Below are 20,480 nucleotides of genomic sequence, written 5' to 3'. Positions count from 1 at the left end.
GTACCGAACCGCACCAGCAGAGGAGCACAGGTGACACATCGGACCATGCGATACCGGAAGATCACGGACACCCCCGTCGAGCTCACGGAACTCGGCTTCGGGGCCTCCGTGATCGGCAATCTCTACCGCGTCACCCCTCCTCACGACGCGCAGGCCGCGATCGAGGCGGCTTGGGAGGCCGGCATCCGGTACTTCGACACGGCACCGCACTACGGGCTCGGTCTCTCCGAGCGCCGCCTGGGAGCCGCCCTGCGGGACCGTCCACGCGATACGTACGCCGTCTCCTCCAAGGTCGGCCGCCTGCTCGTTCCCAACGAGCAGCCGCGCGGCATCGACACCGAGGGCTTCGTGGTGCCGGACGACCTGCGCAGGCAGTGGGACTTCAGCCGTGACGGAGTGCTCCGCTCCATCGAGGCGACCTTGGAACGCACCGGCCTGGACCGCCTGGACGTCGTCTACCTGCACGACCCCGACGACCACTGGAGGCAAGCCGCCGAGGAGGCCATGCCGGCCCTCGCGGACCTCCGCGACCAGGGGGTGATCGGCGCGATCGGCGCCGGTATGAACCAGTCGGCCATGCTGGCCCGCTTCCTGCGCGAGACCGCGGCCGACCTGGTCATGCTGGCCGGGCGCTACACGCTCCTCGACCAGTCTGCCCTGGACGATGTCCTGCCCGCCGCGCAGGCACTCGGCAAGAGCGTCGTGGCCGTGGGCGTGTTCAACTCGGGGCTGCTCTCCAGCGACCGCCCCGCCGAGGGCATGAAGTACGACTACCAGGACGCCCCGCCTGCCCTGGTAGCCCGTGCTCGGGCGATCGCCGACGTCTGCGCGGCGCACGGCACGACCCTGCCCGCCGCCGCGATCGCCTTCCCGCGCACCCATCCCAGTATCATCAACATCACCCTCGGTATGCGGAATGCCGAGCAGGTTGCACGAAACGTGGAACTCCACGATCAGCGGATGCCTGAAGATCTCTGGGAGGATCTCCGTGCCCGAGAACTGATCAGGTCGGACGTGCCCACGGCGAACGATCCCGGAAGGAGTTCGCAGTGTCTCTGACGGACAAGGCCATAGCGCAGATCCGCGAGCTGATCCGCACGGGTGCGCTGCCTCCGGGCTCCAAGCTGCCGCCGGAGCCGGACCTGGCAGCCCAGCTGGGTCTGTCCCGCAACCTGGCCCGTGAGGCGGTCAAGGCGCTGGCCGTCGCGCGGGTTCTGGAGGTGCGGCGGGGCGACGGCACGTACGTGACCAGCCTGCAGCCGAGCCTTCTCCTGGAAGGGCTCGGCGGAGCGGTGGAACTGCTGCAGGGCGACTCCTCCGCGCTGCAGGACCTCATGGAGGTGCGGCGTCTCCTCGAACCGGCAGCCACCGCCCTGGCCGCCACCCGGATCTCCGACGAGCAGCTTGCCGAGGTCGAGCGGCACCTGGACGCCATGCGCGAGGCCCGTGACGACGTCGAGCAGCTCAACATCCACGACGCGGCCTTCCACCGCGCCGTCATCACGGCCACGGGCAACGAGACCCTGCTCACCCTCCTTGAGGGCATCTCCGGCCGCACTCTGCGGGCCCGCATCTGGCGCGGCCTGGTCGACACCCAGGCCGCGGGCCGCACCCTGGCCGAGCACGAGGCGATCTTCCATGCCCTGACCACCCGAGACGCCTACCTCAGTCAGGCCGCAGCACTGCTGCACGTGAACAACACCGAACAGTGGCTCAGAGAACACCTGCGCTCCGGCCAGGCTCCTCCCCTTCGGTAGACGTCACATCCTCATCGTGACGGACGCCGGACAAGAAGGGTGAAGCCTGCTCGTCCGTGCACCTGGCATGGACGCCGATGCCCGGCGTTCCCCTGGGCACGAGGCTCTGCTCCCGGCCCTGGGCGAGGACGGCCAGCGCCTCCTCCGCGAGGGGCACAACGCGGCACTGCGCTCATTCGACCCGCGGGTCGTCGCCCGCCGTGACGGCGTACGCATCCATTACCGGCTGCGGTCGACGAGGTCGCCCACGAGCCGGCTACACCACCACCCCCTGACGGAACTCGCCGCGCAGAACGAGCCGGTTCCGACCGCGCCTGTTCGCCGACTCCCTCGCCCGCGTTTCCCAGGACCCGATGCCTTCGGCGTGTCAGGTGCCTCCTTCGAGCCGGCCGGGTCCGGATGGGCGGCGTGGGCGGAACCGCAGAACTTCTCCAGGTTTTTGAGATCCCGGTGTCCGGCCACCGGTCTCCACGTCCGTAAGGATCACCAGCACTTCAGGAAGCACCCTGACTCGATGAAGCGATCTTGGCACCTTGTCCTGGCGTCGGCCCTCGTCGCGGGAGCCGTCACACCGGTGGTTGCGGTGGGCAGCGCAGTCGCCGCGGACGGCGACATCACCTCGGCCGTCCTGGCGAACCGTGATGTCGTCCTGACCGGCGACGCGGTCGTGCGCGTCCCGCAGGGAACCCACACGTACACAGGCGTGATCAGCGGTGAAGGAACCCTTCGCGTGTCCGGCACCGGCACGCTGGTCCTCGCCAAGGACAGCACCTTCACCCTGCCGCACTCCCGGCAGCACCAGAGGGTCCGGATCCCGGGCGACAACCATCCGTACGTCGTGGTCGACCGTCCCGACGAGCCCGCGGTCACCGTGGATGCGGGGGCAACCGTCCAGTACGGCACCGGCGGTACGGCCGGCCTGATCGGGTCCTTCCCGTACAACACGCCCGGTTACCAGCAGAACCAGGACAACATCCGGGTGGACGGCACACTGCGCCTGTCGCTGACCCGCCTGTTCAACCTGGGCGTCATCAGCGGCTCCGGCCTGGTCACCCAGCCCCGGAACATGTGGGGAACGCTCCAGATCTGCGGCATCAACCCGTTCTCCGGCGTCTTCGACAACGGCACGGGCGTCAACTTCGCGAGCACCACCTGTGCCGCCGAGCTGCCCAACGCCCGCTCCGTCGTCAACCGCGGTTCATGGATCATCGACACCCCGCTCGACCACACCGTCGTACAGCGGCAGAACTTCTACAGCCACGAGTACGGCAACGACGTCAACGTGCACTCCCGCCCGGGCAGCAAGGTGATCCTCACCGGCGTCTACAGCTGGAGTGACAGCGGCGACGGGGCGGCGCCCTCGCTGAGCGACCCCGGACTGAACTGGCGACCCGTGGCCCACAAACTCAACAAGCGCGGCACCAACATCGAGGGCGCCGACGTCCAGTGGGGTGACGGGACCACACACCAGATCTTCATGCCCGGCACGGCACAAACGGTCTACATCAACCTGCACGCCAGACGGCAGCGCTCCCGGCTCACCTTCGACTACGACGGACCGGTGACCCTGGGCGCGCCCATCGGCGGCGGCATGTATCACGACACCCTCAGCGCTCCCGGGGCCGGGGACGTCGTCATCGCCGGCACCAGCGGCAACGACGTGACCTTCGCCGCAGCGCAGTACTACGACGGATCCACCACCATCGACAGGAATGCGACCCTCCATCTCGGCTCCGGGACCGCGGGCGGCGACGGAAGCCTCCACACCGGCGGAGCCTTCGACAAAGTGATCGACAACGGTTCACTCGTGCTCCGCAACAGCAGGACACCCACCCTCCTCCCGGCGGTGACCGGTGCCGGATCGGTGACGCAGAGCGGAGCCGCGGCCACCACCGTCACCAGCGCCGCCTACACCGGCGCCACCACCGTGGCCAAAGGCAGCCTGATCGTCTCCGGGACCTCTCTGCGGACATCCGACGCGGTCGCTCTGACCGGTCCTTCGGCCGTCCTGGACCTCAGCGGGGCACGCGACACGACCCTGCGCAGGCTACAGGTCGTCAAAGGCACGAAGATCCTTCTTTCCCGGAACTCCCCCGAGCTGACCGTCGGTTCGACGACCGCAACAGTCTCCGGTACGCGTCTCGCCATCGGCGGGGCACGCTTCTCCGTGAGCCGGGGCGACACCCACACCGTGCTCACCGCTCTCACGTCCACCACGGCCGCACACCCGTCCTCCGCCGCGACAGGACCGGCCCCCTCCCCCGCCCGGACCACCCGAGCGGCCACGCCCCTGGGCTCCTCCACCGGCACCATGGCGGGCACCGGCAGCAACTTCGGTGCTCTGTGGACCGTCACAGGGCTGGCGGGCGTCGTTCTCGCCGGCGTCGCCGCGGTCTTCGTCTTCATACGCAGCCGCTCGCGTCAGCGTGCGGCCCCGCGTCACTCCCGCTGATCCCCGGCCGGCACGGATTCCACCGGCCCGCGCATGGCTGCCGGCGCTCACCTTTTACGATGGCTTCGCTGCCACGGTGCCGGTGATACCGACGGCGGTCACCAGAGGCCCCCGCAGCCCGGCTCGGTCGGCGTGAGCGGGGCCTCGTACCCGCGGCAGGTCGAAGGGAGACCCGATGCCAAGGCAGGCCGAGCCCGCGGCCGACGTGATCGCCGCGGCTCGGGCCGGCGAACGCGGCGCCCTGGAAGAGCTTAGCTCCCGGACGCTTCCGCTGGTCTACAGCGTCGCGGCGCGTGCGCACCCGTACCGCGACGACGTCGACGACATCGTCCAGGAGACGATGATGCGCATCCTGCGCGGCATCGGGGGGCTGGAGCGCCCGGAGGCGTTCCGGTCCTGGGTGATCGCCATCACCGTGAACGAGGTCCGCGACCACATCCGCAGGCGCGGCAGGAGGGAGACGACGGGAGCGGCGTTCGACGCGGCTGAGCACCGGCCCGACCCGGCCGCCGACTTCGCCGAGGGGGTCATCCTCGACCTGCGGCTGTCCGGGCAGCGCGAGGAGACCTTGCGCGCGACCCGTTGGCTCGACGAGGACGACCGGGAGCTGCTGTCACTGTGGTGGCTGGAGACGGCCGGCCGGCTCGCCCGGGCCGAGCTCGCTTCCGCTCTGGACATGACCGGCCATCAAGCGGCTGTACGGGTGCAACGCATGAAGGAGCGCCTGCACACCTCCCGCGTCATCGTCCGAGCCCTCGCGGCCCGGCCCGCATGCGGGGAACTGACCCGGCTGACCCTGGACTGGAACGGGGCCCCCAGCGGCCTGTGGCGCAAACGCCTCGGCCGCCATGTGCGGCAGTGCCCGCGGTGCGCGCGCCACGAGGAAGGCATGCTGGCCCCGGAAGGACTGCTGGCGCCCTTGGCCCTCCTGCCCGTGCCGGCGGCACTGCTGGCCTGGCGCCCGTGGCTGTCCGCGGGAACGCACGCCGCGGCGGCCGACCATGCCGGTACCGCGGCCACTTCAGGCGGCGGGGGTTCCGCGAAGGCGGGGACCGCAGGGACGGGCCTCACCGCGAAGGCCGTGGTGGCGGCGAGTGCGCTGCTCGCCGTGGGCGGCGCGCTCGTGTACGCGGCCCCATGGTCCAGCCCGTCGGCGCGTCCGGCCACCGCCGCGACGGCTTCCAGCCCGGCACCCGCGCCCTCGCCCACCGCATCCGCATCACCGTCGCGGCCGGCACCGGCACCGGGCTCGGCCGTCTCACGTCCCTCGCCCCGGTCCCTGCCAGGGCCGCGGTACGGGTCGGTGGTCGACACCGTGGACAGCGCGCCACCGCCGGACCAGTCACCCGCCGCCTTGCCCCACCGCCCGCAGACCTCGGTGACGATGACGGGGCTCAAGAGGCACCTGGACGGCTACCAGCTCGTACACCGCGGGGACACGGTGGTACTGCGCGGGAAGGGCTACTTCACCGTCCACTGGGACGTGATGTACGGCCTGCGCCCCGGGCTGCTGACCATGCCTTCGTGGACCGGACTGCGGGGAAGGCTGTTCCACGTGGCCTCGGGCGGCGGCCACCGCATGGACGACCGCCGACCGGGCGCGACCGCCGGCGGCACCTGGATGGGCAACAGGCAGCAAGGACTGATCACCCTGCCGCCGGGAGCCCAGCAGATGTGGCAGAACGAGTACTACTACCTCGACGGCAGCGTCACACTCCACCTCAACGAAACCCAGGCCGACTACAACCTCGACGTCCTGCCCTCCTCCTGGCAGGAGACAGCCGACGACATCGCCACTCCCCCGACCCCGCACTCCGCCGACCGCGAACGGTACGGACTCGTGCGCGACACCGGCCACGACGACGCCCCCGTACCGCAGTACACCACCCGCTCCACGCCGACCAACGCGGGCACCGTGCCCCAGCACTCCGTCGTGTCCTGACCATCGGCGGTTGCCTCTACGGGGCGGTGCCCTTGCCGAAGACTGCGCCATCAGATCAGCGTCCTGGAGCGCCAACTCGGAAAGGAGAAACTGCGGTTCCACCCGGGTGATCGGGCATTCATGGCCGCGCTGCTGCACCAACTCCCGAAGGACGTGCTGCGCAGGCTGCGACCGCTGATGCGTCCGGTCACGGTGCTGCGGTGACACCGCGACCTGCTCGCGCGCCGCCACGCCGCCCTCCCGGCTCTGGCGTCCGGGCCGACCGCAGACCGTGCACTCCGTCCGGGCCCTGGTGCTGCGCCTGGACGGAACGCAGCCGCATCGAGTTGACGAGCCGCCGCGGTCTCCTTCGACGACGTCGTCGGGGTGACTCCTTCGCGCCCTTGGGCGGCGAGTGCATCGGTGTGTGACCCGGGGCAGCTACCCGGTGTCCCACAGCAGACGGTGCTCTTGCCAAATACCTCATCCATGCAGGTGGGAACGAGTTTCGGCACCAATCGAGGCCGCTCGAGCCGCAGCTATCGCGCGGCGGCGGTCGGCGCGGCATGATGATCAGTCGTGCTGTTGAGACTGGCGTACTTGAGCGTGACGAACGCGTTCACGATGCTGCGGCTGCTGCCGATGAGCGACCGTGAGAAAGACGTCGAGATCCTGGCCCTGCGCCACCAGATCGGCGTTCTGGAGCGGCAGCTGAACGGACAGCAGGTTCGGTTCCACGCGAGCGACCGGGCGTTCCTGGCGTCGCTCCTCCATGGCGTGCCACGGGAGGTACTGCGCCGGATGCGGCTGCTGGTGCGGCCGGACACCGTGCTCCGCTGGCACCGCGACGTCATCGCCCACCGGCACGCCGCCCAGTCCCGGCCCAAGCGCGGAGGCCGACCGCGGACCGTTTACTCGATCCGAGCTCTGGTACTGCGCCTGGCCAGGGAGAATCCAAGCTGGGGCTACCGGCGCCTGCACGGTGAGTTACTCGTGCTCGGGGTGAAGGTGGCGGCATCCACGGTCTGGGAAATCTTGAGAGAGGCCGGGATCGACCCTGCGCCCGAGCGGGCCTCGAACGCCTGGGCGGACTTCCTGCGCTCCCAGGCCGACGCGCTGCTGGCCTACGACTTCTTCGAGACCGTCACCCTGTCCGGGGCGAGGCTCTACGTGTTCACCGTGGTCGAGCACGCCAACCGCCGGATCCGTATCCTGGGCGCCACCGCACATCCCACCGAGTCCTGGGTGGTCCAGGCCGCGAAGAACCTTGTCATGGACCTCGAGGACGCCGGCTGCAGGGCTCGCTACCTGATCCGGGACCGGGACGGGAAGTTCCCACACTTGTTCGACGAGGTACTCAAGGACGCGGGTACCGAGGTGGTACTCAGCGGCATCCGGATGCCGAGAATGAACTCGATCATGGAGCGGTGGGTGCAGACCTGCAGGCGAGAACTGCTGGACCGCACATTGATCTGGACCCAACGCCAACTCCTGCACGCACTACGCGTGAGGTATTCGGCAAGCGCAACGTGGACGGCGGCCTTGCTCGACGACCAGCACCCGGCGGCCCTTGATCTCCGGGCCCTCGACCCGCCGCTGCAGCCCGTGCGCTGCCGCCTCCGGAGACAGCAGCCACGTCGACGGCAACGCCCGCACCCGCACGCGTGGTCCACGCCTTGGAAACGTGTAGTTCTTCAGACCAGTTCGCGGAGTTCGCCCTCAGGTCATCGCTGGAACAAGGAGATTCGCCGCTGCACCGACGTTGTCGGCATCTTCCCCGACCGCACCGCCCTGATCCGCCTGGCCGGCGCGGTCCTGGCCGAGCAGTACGACGAGTGGACCGAAGCCCGCCGCTACTTGGAGCTCGACCTGCTGGCCAAGGCCCCGGCTCCGCCCGATCGAGTCAGGAACCGACGACACCGTCCTGCCCACCGAACTCACCGCACCGCCTCAAAGTGAGATCACCGATCAGAACCTGATGAAGCATCACGCAAATGCAACTGCGAGTTGTAACCTGTCGTCACACCAGGTGCCAACCATCAGTGAACGCTACTCGGGGGACAGCAGGATGGCCTTGCAGGTGCGGCCCACCAGCGGCCAGCCGAAGGAGTACTTACCTTCTGACGAACCGCGCCGGCTCTCGCTGTTCCAGCTCTTCGGACTTGCTGCCGGGGGGACCATCGGCTCCGGCTGGCTGCTGGGCGCGGTCGACGCCTACGACAAGGCCGGCAGCTATGCTCCGTGGGCCTGGCTGATCGGCGGGCTGGTGATGCTGATCGTGGCCGGTGTCATGGTGGAGTTGGGCACGGCTGCACCGAAGACCGGAGGGCTCATCTTCCTTCCGCTGCAGAGCAGTGGGCCGCTGGTGGCGATCGTGGCCGCGGCGGGGCTGTGGATCTTCTACGCGATAAACGCGGCCAGCGAGTCCGTGGCGATGACCAAGGGGCTCTCGTCCATACTCCCGACGTTTCTGATAGGGCCCGGGACCACCCTGACCGCCTGGGGTTGGGTCTGCTCGCTGGCGTTGATGGCGGTGATCTCGGCGACCAATCTGCTCGTCCCGCGGCTGGTGCGGATCGGCAACTCCTGGCTGACCGTGGTGAAGGTCGTAGTCCCGCTGCTCACCATCGCCCTGTTCATCGCGTCCGGATTCGATCACCATCATGGGGGCGGGGCCGGGGACGGCACCGGTGGCACCGGAGGGTACGGCGCGGTCCTGGCCGCCGTGGTGGACAGCGGGGTGATCTACGCCTATGTGGGATTCCAGGGCCCGCTGGACTTCGCCGGAAACGTCAAGGCCGAGGGTCGGCTGACCGAGCCTGCCCGGCTGCGTTGGGCGGTCTACGGCACGATCATCGGCACAACCGTGCTCTACATCCTCCTCCAGATCGTCTTCAGCTCTCGCCAGGGGCAGTGGGATCCGGGCCGCCCGGACTCCCCCTACACCCAGTTCGCCTTCGCGTCCTCGGTCGCCTGGCTCGGGTGGTGTCTGCGGATCAACTCGGTGCTCTCCCCCATGGGCGCCGGGCTCGTCTTCACCCATGCCCTGACCCGCGAGGTCGCCACGCTCAGCCGCGCCCATCTCACCCACCGGGGCCTGCAGACGATGCGCACGACCACCCTGCGTGGCAGGGACGTCTACTGGCTGGTGCTGGCGGTGGACTTCGTCGTCGGGGTGGTCGCGCTGCTCGCGATGGGCGGCCGATGGCACACCCTGGTCGCGGCCGACGGCGTGCTGACCCTCGTCGTGTACGCCGTTCCCGGTGTGGCCCTGGTCTCCTTGCGCGACAAGCTGCCGCCGGTCTCGCCGAGCCGCAACCGGGCCCGCCGGCACGCGGCCTGGCTCAGCTTCGTCCTCATTGCATTGATCCTGTACGGAGCCGGGTGGACGGACCTGTGGCATGGAATGGCCGTGCTCGCCGTCGGCTGCGTGCTGCTGCTCGGATTCCCGGTACTGGCCCGGCAGTTCCCCACGCTGGGACGGTTCTACGACGCCCGGGAGCATGTGACGCGCTTCCGCCGGCTGGGCTCCGACCCGGCCGCCCAAGCTGCGGCCTGCCTTCTCGGCATGTTGGCGCTGCTGCTGGTTTGCACCCTGTTCGGCAACCCCGAGCCCGGTGCCCCACACCATCTCGCGTTCTATCTGTGGGGTGCGGGTGTGGGGGTCATGGCCCTGACCGCGTTCTACGGCATGGTGTGGGCCTCGAGACGCCATATCGGGCGAGTGGAGCCGCTGCTGCCGCTACCGACCTCCCAGCTCCGCGAAAGGGAGCAGGGGCGGTCCCAGGAGCCGCAGCGGTAGCCGCGCACAGCGGGCTAATGCACCGACTCCACGACCTGCTCGGCCTCCTCCTCGAAGCCCCTGCTCCGCAACAGTGACACCGCTTCCTGGCGGCGCACCGCGTCCGCCCACCGGCCGACCGTCCCGCGGTAGAGCGAACGCCGGCGCCGCCCGTCCATCCCGCTGGCGCGCAACTGCTCGGTGATCGCCACCACGTCCGCGGGGGTGATCCGCTGCTCGTTCTCCAGGCAGCGTTCCAGCAGGTCCCAGGCCTTCTCCTGGCCCCAGGCCCGATCCGTCCCGTCGCCGTAGAGGCGGACGGCCGTCTCGGCGACGACACCGCCCATCGGCACCCCGGCCAGTTCGGGGTCGGAGGGATCCGACAACTCCTTGCAGGCGACGTCCGCAGCGATCCTGCCGCGATTGCCCTGCACCTGCTGCGCCGTGACATAGTCGGCAAACACCCCGGGGTCGACCCTTCTGCTCAGCAGTCCGGCGGTGAGTCGGCGGGCGACGGTCCGCGCCACCCGGTACAGGTCCCGGGAACGCTCGATCTTCGTCTGCAGTCGCACCAGCTCGCCGCCGGCCCGGCCGTCGATGTGCTCCGCTGCGGCTATCCACAGCAGGCGCCAACACTCCGGGTCGGCGTCGATGTTCTTCAACTCTTTCACGAGAGTGTCGATCTCGGCTGGGGAACGCGGTCCGGCGGCACATGCCACGCCGCGGGCCACGACTTTGGCATACAGATCGACCCTGGTCCTCGCCACGGTCTCGAACTTCTGCCAGCGGCTGATGATCTCGGCCAGTTCATGCAGCTCCTCGCGTGCCGCAGCCTGATTCTGGACGGCCTCGCAACGCTCCGGGTCGCTCTCCGCCAACGCCCGGCAGACCGCGGCTACGTTGTGGTACTGCAACCGCCTACCCACATGCTCGATGAGGGAGTCCGGGCTGTGTTCCGAGCCCGAGATCAGCTTGGCGACGGTATCCCTGGTGGGCCCCACCAGATCCGTGTCGCCCAGCCGCGTGTCGATCCAGTTCTCCAGCACCGGCTCAACCGGACTGAGCATGCGCAGTGCCGTGACCAGGTCGTTGAGCCCGGCCGGCGTCGTCGTGTCGGACTGCCGCGCACCGGACGTATTGATCCTCTGCACGGCCCGTCCCAGAAGGTCCACCGCCGCCTCTGCGCACCCTTCGTCGCGCAGCCCGAGATACAGCAGTGCCGTGTCAAGCAGGGTCCGCTTCTCGCTGAACGTGTTCAGCGTGGCGTCGACAAGGTCCTGCTTGCCCCGCCCGCGCAACTCCCGGACGAACCGGGCCACATCGAGCGCCGTGCGCTGGCGAGCCACATCGTGCACGATGCCCTTGCTCAGCGCAGAGGGCCGGTACTCGGCGATCTCGGGTTCCGGCTGCTGCCGCTCCCCCTGCCCGGCCACGCCCAAAGAGGCGGCGCCGTCGATCTCCGACTGACGGCACGCCAGATCCGCCGCATCGCCGATGCTTCGCCACAGCGCCGCCGTCGCCAGTACGTTCACCGCGTCGTAGAAGTGGAACTTGGCTGCTGCTTCGATCAGTTGGTCCGTCGACCGCTGGATCGCGAAGGCGTACAGCACCCGGATCGCGACGGCGGGCCGAGGCGGCTCACCCTTGCTCTCGTTGCCCTTCCGAAGGGCCTGCACGCGCGCCGCGACTTCTTCGGTGCTGCTCCGGGTCACCCAGGAGTACCGGACGCTCCACGTCCGATCTTCGTCAAGCCATCCCTCGGCTCCGGGTCGAGCCCTACTCATGCGTGACACTCAAGCTGCGCGACGCTCCATCCGACTGAAGTATCTGGCGAAGGTGTCCGGGGAACGGTAGGCATCGTTCGCCCGTATGTCGATGTGCTCCGCCAGCTTCAGGCTGTCGTCGTCCCCCCTGTCGCAGAGGGCGGAGACGATGTCGGCGGTGGTGCACTCGTCCTTCAGCAGGTACGGGATACGCGCGTCCGGGTCGCCCCTCAACCAGTCGATCCAGCCGTGCAGATCGGTGGGCAGCGACGGATCCGCACGCTGGTCGGCGGCCATCCGGTTGGTGAAGATCTGTGTTCCGTCGGGAGCGTCCCTGAGCACCATCCGCGGCTGCGGATGCCCTGCGGTGCACTGCTCCATCTCGGCCTTGATGGCCTCCCTGAGCAATCCGAAGGTGAGCTGGTCCTTGCGGTCCCGAATGCCTCGCGAAAGGACGTTGAGCAAGTGTCCGCTGAACGGAGTGCACTGGTCGAACGGTGCCGGGAGACCGGGACACCCCTCGGCGGAGGCGAGCGGACCGGCGAGGGCGGCATCCTGGCCGAGAGCGCTGAGTACGCAGGTGCCCTCGAACTGGCGGCCCATCACACCCGGCAGTTTCGGCTCCTCCTCGGCCGGGCCCAGGTCGCCCAGCCTGTGTGAGTAGCAGCAGTCGGCGATGAGGACCTTGAGCCCAGCCGCGGCCTTGCGCATGGCGCGGTACACGTACCAGCTGTTCAACCACGTCCATGGAGCCCGGTCCTGGGACGTGCCCACTGAGAAGTGCACCTGGTCCCCGGCGGGGACGTCGCCCCAGCAGGCCCCGTGGCCGACGTAGACGACGAGCAGGGTGTCCGAAGGGCCGGTCTCGGCGGCGGTCTCCTCCAGGGCGCGCATCACCCCGTCGATCGTCCCTGCCTCGTCCGGGCCGAGCACCCGGCAGCCCTCCGCACCCCAGAGCTTGTCACCTGCGAGGACTTCTCTGTACATACGTCCGCTCGCGGCGATCGTGGGCCAGCCGGGGACATTCGATCCCGGCTGGTACTCCCCAGGTGCGATCACCAGTGCGCGTGAAGCCATCTCAGCCGTTCACTCCTTCGGATCCCCTGGGCCGGTTCTCCTCCGGGGCGCCTGCCGGAGCGTCAGTGGATGACGGCGGCACGGGCCTTACCTCGACCTCGGCCTGCGGCGGATCCAACCGGCCGGCCCGCCACCGCTCGACTGCCCGCTTCGTGGCGTCCAGGGCCGCGCCGAGGGACTCCTCGGTGAGCTTGGAGACAGCGGCCACCAGCAGGATCTCGACGATGCCGCCGGTCAATACCCACCCCTGGTCGACCTCCTCGCGGCGCCATTCCAGACCGGTCCCCGCCTCGAGTTCGCCCCGTATCCGCTCCGGATCGTCCAACCCGAGTAATGCGCCCCTCACGGACACCGAGATCACCGCTGCCACTTACCGGCCCCCATGTCGTCGAGTTGTGGTCCCCACCCCGATCCCACCCAGCGTATCGGGCCTGACGGAGCAGGCACAGACGGCTCACGAGATCGTCGGCGATGGCTCGTGCTCAAGGCGCCTTTCCGTCAGCCGGGGTGGGGTCTGTCACATGAACGGTCCTGGTCAACGAGCTTGTGGATACGGCGCCTTCGGGGCTGGGTCCCCTGGCTGTCGAAGATGTGGTCAACGTCCCGGCCGAATCGCGGAACATGGTGGAGTACTTCGACCCCACAGTTCACTCCAAAAGACTGACGAGCCCACGCAAGGGCCTCGCCGAAGCTCTCGGCGGGCACATGCGGGCGCTTTGACGCATGATCAATCTCAAAAAGCAGTCCCGGGTTGGGGGCACCGCCGCCTGCGTCTGCCTGAACGGTCCTTCGTGCCGTAAGTGACTTCTCCGGGCGTCATCCATGGTGTGGATGAGCCTGATACCGGATTCGGATCGCCCGAGGGATGGAAGTGCGGCCTCGGCCAGCCCATAGTCGTCCCTACCCGCACGCCGCTGTCCGGACCGGCGGGGCGGCCCTTCTCAGCATGCCTCGCGCCGTCGGCGCCCGTGACAGGCATGCCCGCTTCCGTACGCCGTCCATGGAGTCGCCATGCCTGGTTCCGTCCCGCCGCCTCCCGCCGCGGTCGATGATGTCGCGTCGTCACCTGTCTCCGTCTCCGGTCCGGCCCATCTGTTGCGTGTGACCCTGCTGATGGCGGGCAGTTGTCTGCCGATCCTCGGAGCGGTGCTGATCGCCCCGGTGCTGCCGAAGATGCAGGACCACTTCGAGTCGACCCCGGGAGCCAAGGCGCTGGTTCCCCTCGCGCTGGCCATTCCGGCGCTGGCCTTGGCGCTGCTGGCTCCGTTCGCCGGAGTGATCGTGGACCGACTGGGTCGCAAGCGCCTGCTGATCGTGACGACCGTTCTGTACTCGGTGTTCGGGACGGCCCCGCTGTATCTGGACTCTCTGGGCGCCATCATCGCCAGTCGCGCCCTGGTGGGTGTCGCCGAGGCCGCGATCATGACGTGCTGCACCACGCTGATCGGCGACTACTACAGCGGACACCGGCGGGTGAAGTACCTCGCTCTGCAGACCATGTGCGCCTCCGCGTCGGCCACTGTCTTCTTCGTGCTCGGCGGCGCCACCGGGTCGGCGGGCTGGCGCGTGCCCTTCTGGGTCTACGCCGTGAGTCTGGTGCTCGCTCCGCTCATGGTCACCACCCTGCCCACCCCGGCGGGTCACAAGGTCACGGGTGAGGCCCCGGATCCGGCGGAGGTCCGACGCCCTTTCCCCTGGCGGCAGTTGGCGGGCATCTGCGCCCTCACCTTCTTCGGGGCGATGGTCTTCTACACCGTCCCGGTCGAGATGTCGTACCTGCTCGACGAGCTCGGGGTGAAGAACTCCGGCGTCATCGGCCTGGCCACCGCGGTCGCCAGCGCCGCCACCGTCGGCGGAGCGGTCACCTTCGCCCGGCTGGGGCGCTCCCCGGACCCGATGCTGCCCGCCGTCCTCGGGCTCTGTGCGGCCGGCTTCGGGGTGATGTTCCTGGCGGGCAACGCCCCGCTGCTGGTCGTCGGAGCGGTGATCAACTGCGTGGGCACGGGCATGCTGCTGCCCGCCCTCCTCACCAGCGCCATGTCGCGTCTGGCGTTCGAGGACCGCGGTCGCGGAACCGGGCTGTGGATGACGGCGTTCTTCGGCGGCGAGTTCGTCTGCCCGCTCGTACTACTGGCCGTGGAGTCCGCGGTCGGCAGCCTCGCCGGGGCGGTGGGGGTGCTGGGGCTGGCCGCCGGTCTCGTCGCGGCGGGTCTGCTGGCGGCTCGCCGCCGCGCCGGCGCCGCCGATCCCCGGCCGTTGCCGGAGCAAGTGGCCTGACGGGCCGACGCCCCACGGGGACTGCCACGATGCGCCGTCGCGTGACCGCGGCGCCATCGTGGCTAGTCATGCTCACGCTGAGTAGCCACATTCGATACAGCCCCGCGCCGCGTGAAGGCGCCGCCATTGCCCTTGGCCGTCAACATCGCCCCCACCTCCGTTGCCTTCTGCCGCAACCAGATGTGCGCCGCGTCCTGGGCGTGCACCGGGTGCCACCACATCGCCTCCCGTACGGGCACCGCCTCGAAAGGACATGGCAGCACCCGCACTGCGGCAGATCGGACCGCTCTGCGGGCCAGGCGCTCCTGGATCACCGCGATCCGGCGAGTGCCTTCGATCATGTGCGGCAGCAGCTGGAAGGTCTGGACGGAGACCTCGACCCGGGGACTGATGCCGATCATGCTGAGCTGGCGGGCGGCCGGGGCGTCGTAGGGGCGCTGGTAGACGGCCCAGGGCAGCCGGGCCAGATGGTCGAGGGTGAGTTCGTCGCCGACCTCGGGGTGGTCGTCGGCGACCAGGCACAGCCAGCGGTCGCTGAAGAGGTCGACGGCGGGCAGGCCGTCGATGACGCCGTGCGGCATCAGCAGTCCGTCGACGGTGCTCAGCACGGTGGCGGTGTTCTCCACGACATTGGGGGCCGGGTGCTGGAAGGTGAGCCGGATCCCGGGCGCCTCCCCGTGCAGAGCGCGGGCGAGCGCGGCACCGAAGACCGCGGCGCCGTAGTCCGAAGCGAGCAGGGTGAACTCACGGGTCTCGGCGGCCGGATCGAAGTCGGCCTGGCTGGCGAAGACGCGTTCCAGCAGGTCGCACGCGGTCGCGCTGCGGTCCCGCAGGGCCACGCCGAGCGGGGTCAGTTCATAGGCATTGCCCGTCCGGGCCAGCAATTCGTCGTCGAAATGGCGGCGCAGCCGGGCCAGCGCCGCGCTCATCGCGGGCTGGCTCAGTCCGATGCGCTCGCCGGCCCGGGTGACGTTGCGCTCCTCCAGCAGCGCGCGCAGGGCGACGACCAGATTGAGGTCGAGTCGGGACAGGTTCACCGGGCACCACCTGGCAAGCGAAAGGTCATCGACGGTGTGGATGGAGACCATCCACAGGATTCATTTCCACGATCTGATGATCCAGGCCAGAGTAGACGGCAACCCAGCGGGAGGAAATCTCATGGCAACGCTCGCGCAGTCCGCCGGCCCGTTCGCGCTCGGCACACTCTCCACTTCGGACGGGGCGCCGTTCCCCGGTCTGGTGGTCCGGGACCGGGTGCTGGACCTGACCAGGGCCCTGGCTTGGGAGCCGTCCGATGTGCGCGCCGTCCTGGAACGGTGGGACGAGGCCCTCCCCGTCCTGCACACCCTCGCGAACGTCAACGCCCTGGAGTGGCAGCCGCTCGACGGCCTGCGGGTGCAGGCACCGGTCGAGCCCCGGCAGATCTTCCAGTCCGGTGCCAACTATCGTCAGCACGTGATCGACCTGGAGGTCGCCCACCGCTCCCCCGACGACCCGCGCACGGTCGAGGAGGCGCGGGCGGAGATCGCCGCGGTCATGGACCGCCGGGCGGCCGAGGACCTGCCGTACGTGTTCATCGGCCTGCCGAGCACGATCACCGGCCCCTACGACGACGTCGTACTGCCCGATTGGGCCGAACAGCCGGACTGGGAACTGGAGCTGGCGGCCGTCATCGCCAAGCCCGCGCACCGGGTGTCGGTGGAGGAGGCGCTGGAGTGCGTCGCCGGGTACACCATCGCCAACGACCTCACCGACCGCGCCACCGTCTTCCGCCGGGACATGAAGGCCATCGGCACCGACTGGCTGCGCAGCAAGAACGCGCCCGGTTTCACCCCGCTCGGCCCCTGGATCGTCCCCGCCGAGTCGATCGCGGACCCCGGCGACCTGCGGGTCACGCTGAAGCTGAACGGCGAGACGATGCAGGACGAGTCCACCAAGGACATGCTCTTCGGGATCGCCCGCCTGGTGTCGTACATCTCCCAGACCGCCCGGCTGCTGCCCGGCGACCTGGTGCTGACCGGCAGCCCGGCCGGCAACGGCATCCACTGGGGCCGGCTGCTGCGCCACGGCGACGTCATGGAGGGCTCCATCACCGGGCTGGGCGTGCAGCGCACCCGCTGTGTCGCCGAGGGAGCCACGGCGTGATCGACCGTACGGATCCCGAAGGCGCGATCGCCGAGGCCGCCAAGTCGTACTCGAACTGGGGGCGTTGGGGTGAGGACGACGTGCTCGGCACGCTCAACTTCCTCACCAAGGACAAGCGGCGCGAGGGCGCCGCCCTCGTGCGCCGGGGCGTCAGCTTCTCGCTCTCGCAGCGCTTCGACATGGACGGCCCGCAGAAGGGCTGGCGGCGCCGCACCAACCCGGTGCACACCATGCTCGACACCGGCACCGACGCCGCCCTCGGCAACCAGGGTTTCCCACACGGCATCGGCGGCGCCGACGACGTGATCGCGATGCCGTTGCAGTGTTCCACCCAGTGGGACGGGCTCGGGCACATCTTCGACCGCGGCAAGGCGTGGAACGGCCGGGACGCTGCGAAGGTCGTCACCTCCGACGGCGACCTCGTCACAGGCATCGAGCACATGGCGCCGTACGTCGCCGGGCGGGGCGTGCTCTTGGACGTGGGCGGAGTCGTCGGCGAAGGCGGTGAACTGCCCGACGGGTTCGCCATCACCGAGGAGCATCTGACCGCGACCGCCGAGAGGCACGGTGTGACCGTCGGCCGCGGGGACATCGTCCTCGTGCGCACCGGGCAGCTGGCCCGCGTCCGTCGCGAGGGCTGGGGCGACTACGCGGGCGGTCCCGCGCCCGGGCTGTCCTTCACCACCGCCGGCTGGCTGCACCGCACCGAGATCGCCGCGATCGCCACCGACACCTGGGGTTTCGAGGTTCGGCCGAACGAGTTCGACCATGCCTTCCAGCCGCTGCACCAGGTCGCCATCCCCAACATCGGCCTCCTGATCGGCGAGATGTGGGACCTCGACGCGCTCGCAGCGGACTGCGCGGACGACGGCGTGTACGAGTTCTGGCTCACCGCAGCGCCGCTGCCCATCACCGGAGCCGTGGGCTCTCCGGTCAACCCGATCGCCGTCAAGTAGCCCGCAGAAATCGGCCGGACGCGTCCTCCCCGGACAGCCGTGGCACATCCGGCCCACGCGCTGACGGGTGATTCATCAGAGCCCCTGGCCCGCCCTCGCGGCGGGCGAGCCGCACCCCGCCGCCGAAGCCGCGCGGCCCGACCTCGGGAGGTATCCCCGCCATGGCAGACAGCCTCGCCCGCCGAATCCTCGTCATCGGCGGCGGCGCCTCAGGCAACGCCGTGACCATCCTGCTGCGCCGCGCCGGCATCACCGTCGACCTGATCGAGGCCAAGCCCGACTGGAACGCCACCACTGGCTCCGGCATCACCCTCCAGGGCAACGCCCTGCGTGTGCTGCGCGCACTGGGTGTCTGGGAGCGGGTGAGCGCCTCCGGCTTTCCCTTCGGCACGCTGGGCATCGCCGCCCCTGACGGCACCGTGCTGCACGTCGCCGAGGACATCAAGACCGGAGGCGACGACCTGCCCGCGACCCTCGGCATGCAGCGCCCCCAGCTCCAGCAGATCCTCATCGACGCGGTCCGTGCCTCCGGCGCCGCCGTCCGCCTGGGCACCACCGCCGAGGCCCTGGAGCAGGACGCCGACGGCGTCTCGGTGCGCTTCAGCGACGGCACCGAAGGACGCTACGACCTGGTGATCGCCGCCGACGGCCTGAACTCCGCCACCCGCGCCGCCATCGGCATCACCGAGAAGCCCGAGCCGACCGGCATGGCCATCTGGCGCATCGCGGCCCCGCGCCCCGAGGGCGTGGAGCGCACCGACCTCGCCTACGGCGGCCCGGCCTACATCGCGGGCTACACCCCCACCAGCGAGACCACCATCTACGCGTTCGTCGTCGAGGGATGCCGCGAGCGGGCCTCCGTCGACCCGGCCGACTACGCCGACGAGATGCGCCGCCTGGCGCAGGGGTACGGCGGCGCCTGGCCGGAGATCACCAAGCACATCACCGACCCGACGAAGGTCAACTACACCTGGTTCAACCGAATGCTGGTGCAGGGCCCTTGGCACCGGGGCCGGCTCGTGCTGATCGGCGACGCCGCGCACTGCTGCCCGCCCACCATCGCCCAGGGCGCGGGCATGTCCCTGGAGGACGCCCTCGTCCTCGCCGAGCTGCTCACCAGTGGCCGGGACTGGGACGACGAGCTGTTCCGGACCTACTACGAGCGCCGCGTCCCCCGGGTGCGGACCGTCGTCGAGGCGTCGGTGCAGATCGGACAGTGGCAGCTGGACGGTGTGCGCGACGCCGACGTGCCCGGGCTGATCGGCCGCACCATGAACATGCTGAAGGAGCTGCCGTGACATCCCGCCCGTCGCCCGAGCACCACCCCTCATCGAGCGCTGACGCGCGCCCCTCCCCGACCGTGGACGTGCACGCGCACGTCCTACTGCCCGAGGTCGACGCCCTGGTGGCGGACCTGCCGGGACTGGCCGAGGCCAAGGCCCTCGACGCCCGCCGCAACGGTCCCGCGGCCCTCGCCGTCAGCGGCCCCATGGTCCGCGAGCGCGCCCCGCGAATGACCGACGTCACCGCACGACTGGCCGCCATGGACGCGCAGGACGTGGACGTCCAGCTGGTGAGTCCGTCCCCCTCGCATTACCACTACTGGGCGGACGAGGAGACGGCCGAGAAGGTCTACCGGCTCGCCAACGAGGCGACGGCCGCCCACTGCGCCCACGCTCCCGGACGGCTCCACGGCCTCGGGCTCGTGCCCCTGCAACATCCGCAGCAGGCCGTGCGCGCCCTCGAACACGCCCTGGAGCAGGGTCTGTCGGGTGTCGAGATCTCCAGCCACGCTCCCGGCCGCGAGCTGTCCGACCCGGCCTACGCCCCCTTCTGGTCCCGCGCAGAGGAGACGGGCGCGATCCTCTTCCTGCACCCCTTCGGCTGCACCCTCGACGAGCGCCTGGACCAGTGGTACCTGTGCAACACCGTCGGCCAGCCGGTGGAGAACGCCGTCGCGCTGTCGCACCTGATCTTCTCCGGTGTGCTGGACCGCCATCCGGGTCTGAAGCTGATCGCGGCGCACGGTGGCGGCTATCTCCCCACCCACATCGGCCGCTCCGACCACGCCTGGTCGGCTCGCTCCGACGCGGGCGCCGGCTGCGCCCACCTGCCCAGCAGCTACCTCAGGCGCCTGTACTTCGACTCCCTGGTCCATGACCCGCACGTGCTGCGGGAGCTCGTCCGGGCGGCGGGCGCGGACCGGGTGCTGCTCGGCTCCGACTACGCCTTCGACATGGGCACCGAGGACCCGCTCGCCGCGCTGCGCGCCGCCCGGCTGCCCGGCCCCGACTTCCACGCCATACGCGGTGGAAACGCCGCCGCGTTGCTCAACCTCGCCTGAGGAGGCC

The 20,480-nt window shown here is 69.8% G+C and carries 14 protein-coding genes and 3 pseudogenes; 12 read left to right on the top strand and 5 right to left on the bottom strand.

Annotated elements, in window-relative coordinates:
- The first annotated feature begins 45 nt into the window (after positions 1-45).
- The 5 genes and pseudogenes from ACZ418_RS31655 to ACZ418_RS31635 form a co-directional block, all read left to right on the top strand.
- Positions 46-1,059, top strand: a complete 1,014-nt coding sequence (locus ACZ418_RS31655) for an aldo/keto reductase (RefSeq protein ID WP_468369845.1) — start codon at positions 46-48, stop codon at positions 1,057-1,059.
- Positions 1,050-1,757, top strand: a complete 708-nt coding sequence (locus ACZ418_RS31650) for a FadR/GntR family transcriptional regulator (RefSeq protein WP_468369842.1) — start codon at positions 1,050-1,052, stop codon at positions 1,755-1,757. Before ACZ418_RS31655 ends, ACZ418_RS31650 begins: the two co-directional genes overlap by 10 nt.
- A 514-nt stretch (positions 1,758-2,271) precedes the next feature.
- Positions 2,272-4,209 (top strand): autotransporter, encoded by a 1,938-nt coding sequence (locus ACZ418_RS31645; RefSeq protein ID WP_468369839.1) that lies wholly within the window; start codon positions 2,272-2,274, stop codon positions 4,207-4,209.
- 175 nt (positions 4,210-4,384) lie between these two features.
- Positions 4,385-6,151 carry an RNA polymerase sigma factor gene (locus ACZ418_RS31640; RefSeq protein ID WP_468369837.1) on the top strand — a complete coding sequence of 589 codons (1,767 nt, stop codon included), beginning with the start codon at positions 4,385-4,387 and terminating at the stop codon, positions 6,149-6,151.
- 558 nt (positions 6,152-6,709) lie between these two features.
- Positions 6,710-7,636 (top strand): annotated as a pseudogene (locus tag ACZ418_RS31635) (helix-turn-helix domain-containing protein); the annotation flags it as partial.
- Between the two features lie 39 nt (positions 7,637-7,675).
- On the opposite strand, the pseudogene ACZ418_RS31630 reads toward ACZ418_RS31635, so the two are convergent.
- Positions 7,676-7,747 (bottom strand): annotated as a pseudogene (locus ACZ418_RS31630) (orotate phosphoribosyltransferase); the annotation flags it as partial.
- 111 nt (positions 7,748-7,858) lie between these two features.
- On the opposite strand from ACZ418_RS31630, the pseudogene ACZ418_RS31625 reads away from it, so the two are divergent.
- Both ACZ418_RS31625 and ACZ418_RS31620 read left to right on the top strand, forming a co-directional pair.
- Positions 7,859-8,109, top strand: a pseudogene (locus ACZ418_RS31625) (transposase); the annotation flags it as partial.
- A gap of 89 nt (positions 8,110-8,198) precedes the next feature.
- Complete coding sequence (locus ACZ418_RS31620; RefSeq protein ID WP_468369834.1) at positions 8,199-9,932, top strand: APC family permease; 1,734 nt, start codon at positions 8,199-8,201, stop codon at positions 9,930-9,932.
- A gap of 14 nt (positions 9,933-9,946) precedes the next feature.
- Here the strand turns inward: ACZ418_RS31620 and ACZ418_RS31615 are convergent, their stop codons facing one another.
- The 3 genes from ACZ418_RS31615 to ACZ418_RS31605 all read right to left on the bottom strand — a co-directional run bounded on the left by ACZ418_RS31615 (position 9,947) and on the right by ACZ418_RS31605 (position 13,076).
- A complete protein-coding gene (locus tag ACZ418_RS31615) occupies positions 9,947-11,587 on the bottom strand; it encodes a hypothetical protein (RefSeq protein WP_468369832.1) in 1,641 nt (546 codons plus the stop codon).
- 117 nt (positions 11,588-11,704) lie between these two features.
- A complete protein-coding gene (locus ACZ418_RS31610; RefSeq protein ID WP_468369829.1) occupies positions 11,705-12,751 on the bottom strand; it encodes a hypothetical protein in 1,047 nt (348 codons plus the stop codon).
- A 1-nt stretch (position 12,752) separates the two neighbouring features.
- Complete coding sequence (locus ACZ418_RS31605) at positions 12,753-13,076, bottom strand: hypothetical protein (RefSeq protein WP_468369826.1); 324 nt, start codon at positions 13,074-13,076, stop codon at positions 12,753-12,755.
- A gap of 686 nt (positions 13,077-13,762) precedes the next feature.
- Here ACZ418_RS31605 and ACZ418_RS31600 point away from each other — a divergent pair.
- A complete protein-coding gene (locus ACZ418_RS31600) occupies positions 13,763-15,028 on the top strand; it encodes an MFS transporter (RefSeq protein WP_468369823.1) in 1,266 nt (421 codons plus the stop codon).
- Between the two features lie 62 nt (positions 15,029-15,090).
- Here the strand turns inward: ACZ418_RS31600 and ACZ418_RS31595 are convergent, their stop codons facing one another.
- A complete protein-coding gene (locus ACZ418_RS31595) occupies positions 15,091-16,065 on the bottom strand; it encodes a LysR family transcriptional regulator (RefSeq protein ID WP_468369820.1) in 975 nt (324 codons plus the stop codon).
- 121 nt (positions 16,066-16,186) lie between these two features.
- On the opposite strand from ACZ418_RS31595, the gene ACZ418_RS31590 reads away from it, so the two are divergent.
- From ACZ418_RS31590 to ACZ418_RS31575, 4 genes are all read left to right on the top strand, one after another.
- Positions 16,187-17,173: a fumarylacetoacetate hydrolase family protein gene (locus ACZ418_RS31590; protein WP_468369817.1), complete on the top strand. Its 987-nt coding sequence runs from the start codon at positions 16,187-16,189 to the stop codon at positions 17,171-17,173.
- A complete protein-coding gene (locus tag ACZ418_RS31585; protein ID WP_468370284.1) occupies positions 17,173-18,129 on the top strand; it encodes a cyclase family protein in 957 nt (318 codons plus the stop codon). The genes ACZ418_RS31590 and ACZ418_RS31585 overlap by 1 nt, the downstream gene beginning before the upstream one ends.
- 161 nt (positions 18,130-18,290) lie before the next feature.
- Positions 18,291-19,427, top strand: a complete 1,137-nt coding sequence (locus ACZ418_RS31580) for an FAD-dependent oxidoreductase (protein WP_468369815.1) — start codon at positions 18,291-18,293, stop codon at positions 19,425-19,427.
- The gene (locus ACZ418_RS31575) at positions 19,424-20,473 is read left to right on the top strand and encodes an amidohydrolase family protein (RefSeq protein ID WP_468369813.1); all 1,050 of its coding nucleotides are present in this window, start codon (positions 19,424-19,426) and stop codon (positions 20,471-20,473) included. The genes ACZ418_RS31580 and ACZ418_RS31575 overlap by 4 nt, the downstream gene beginning before the upstream one ends.
- Positions 20,474-20,480: the final 7 nt, after the last annotated feature.

It is taken from the genome of Streptomyces sp. NPDC030820 (assembly GCF_055572075.1).
Note: the sequence above shows the minus strand (reverse complement) of the source record. Positions and strands in the feature narration are given on the sequence as shown.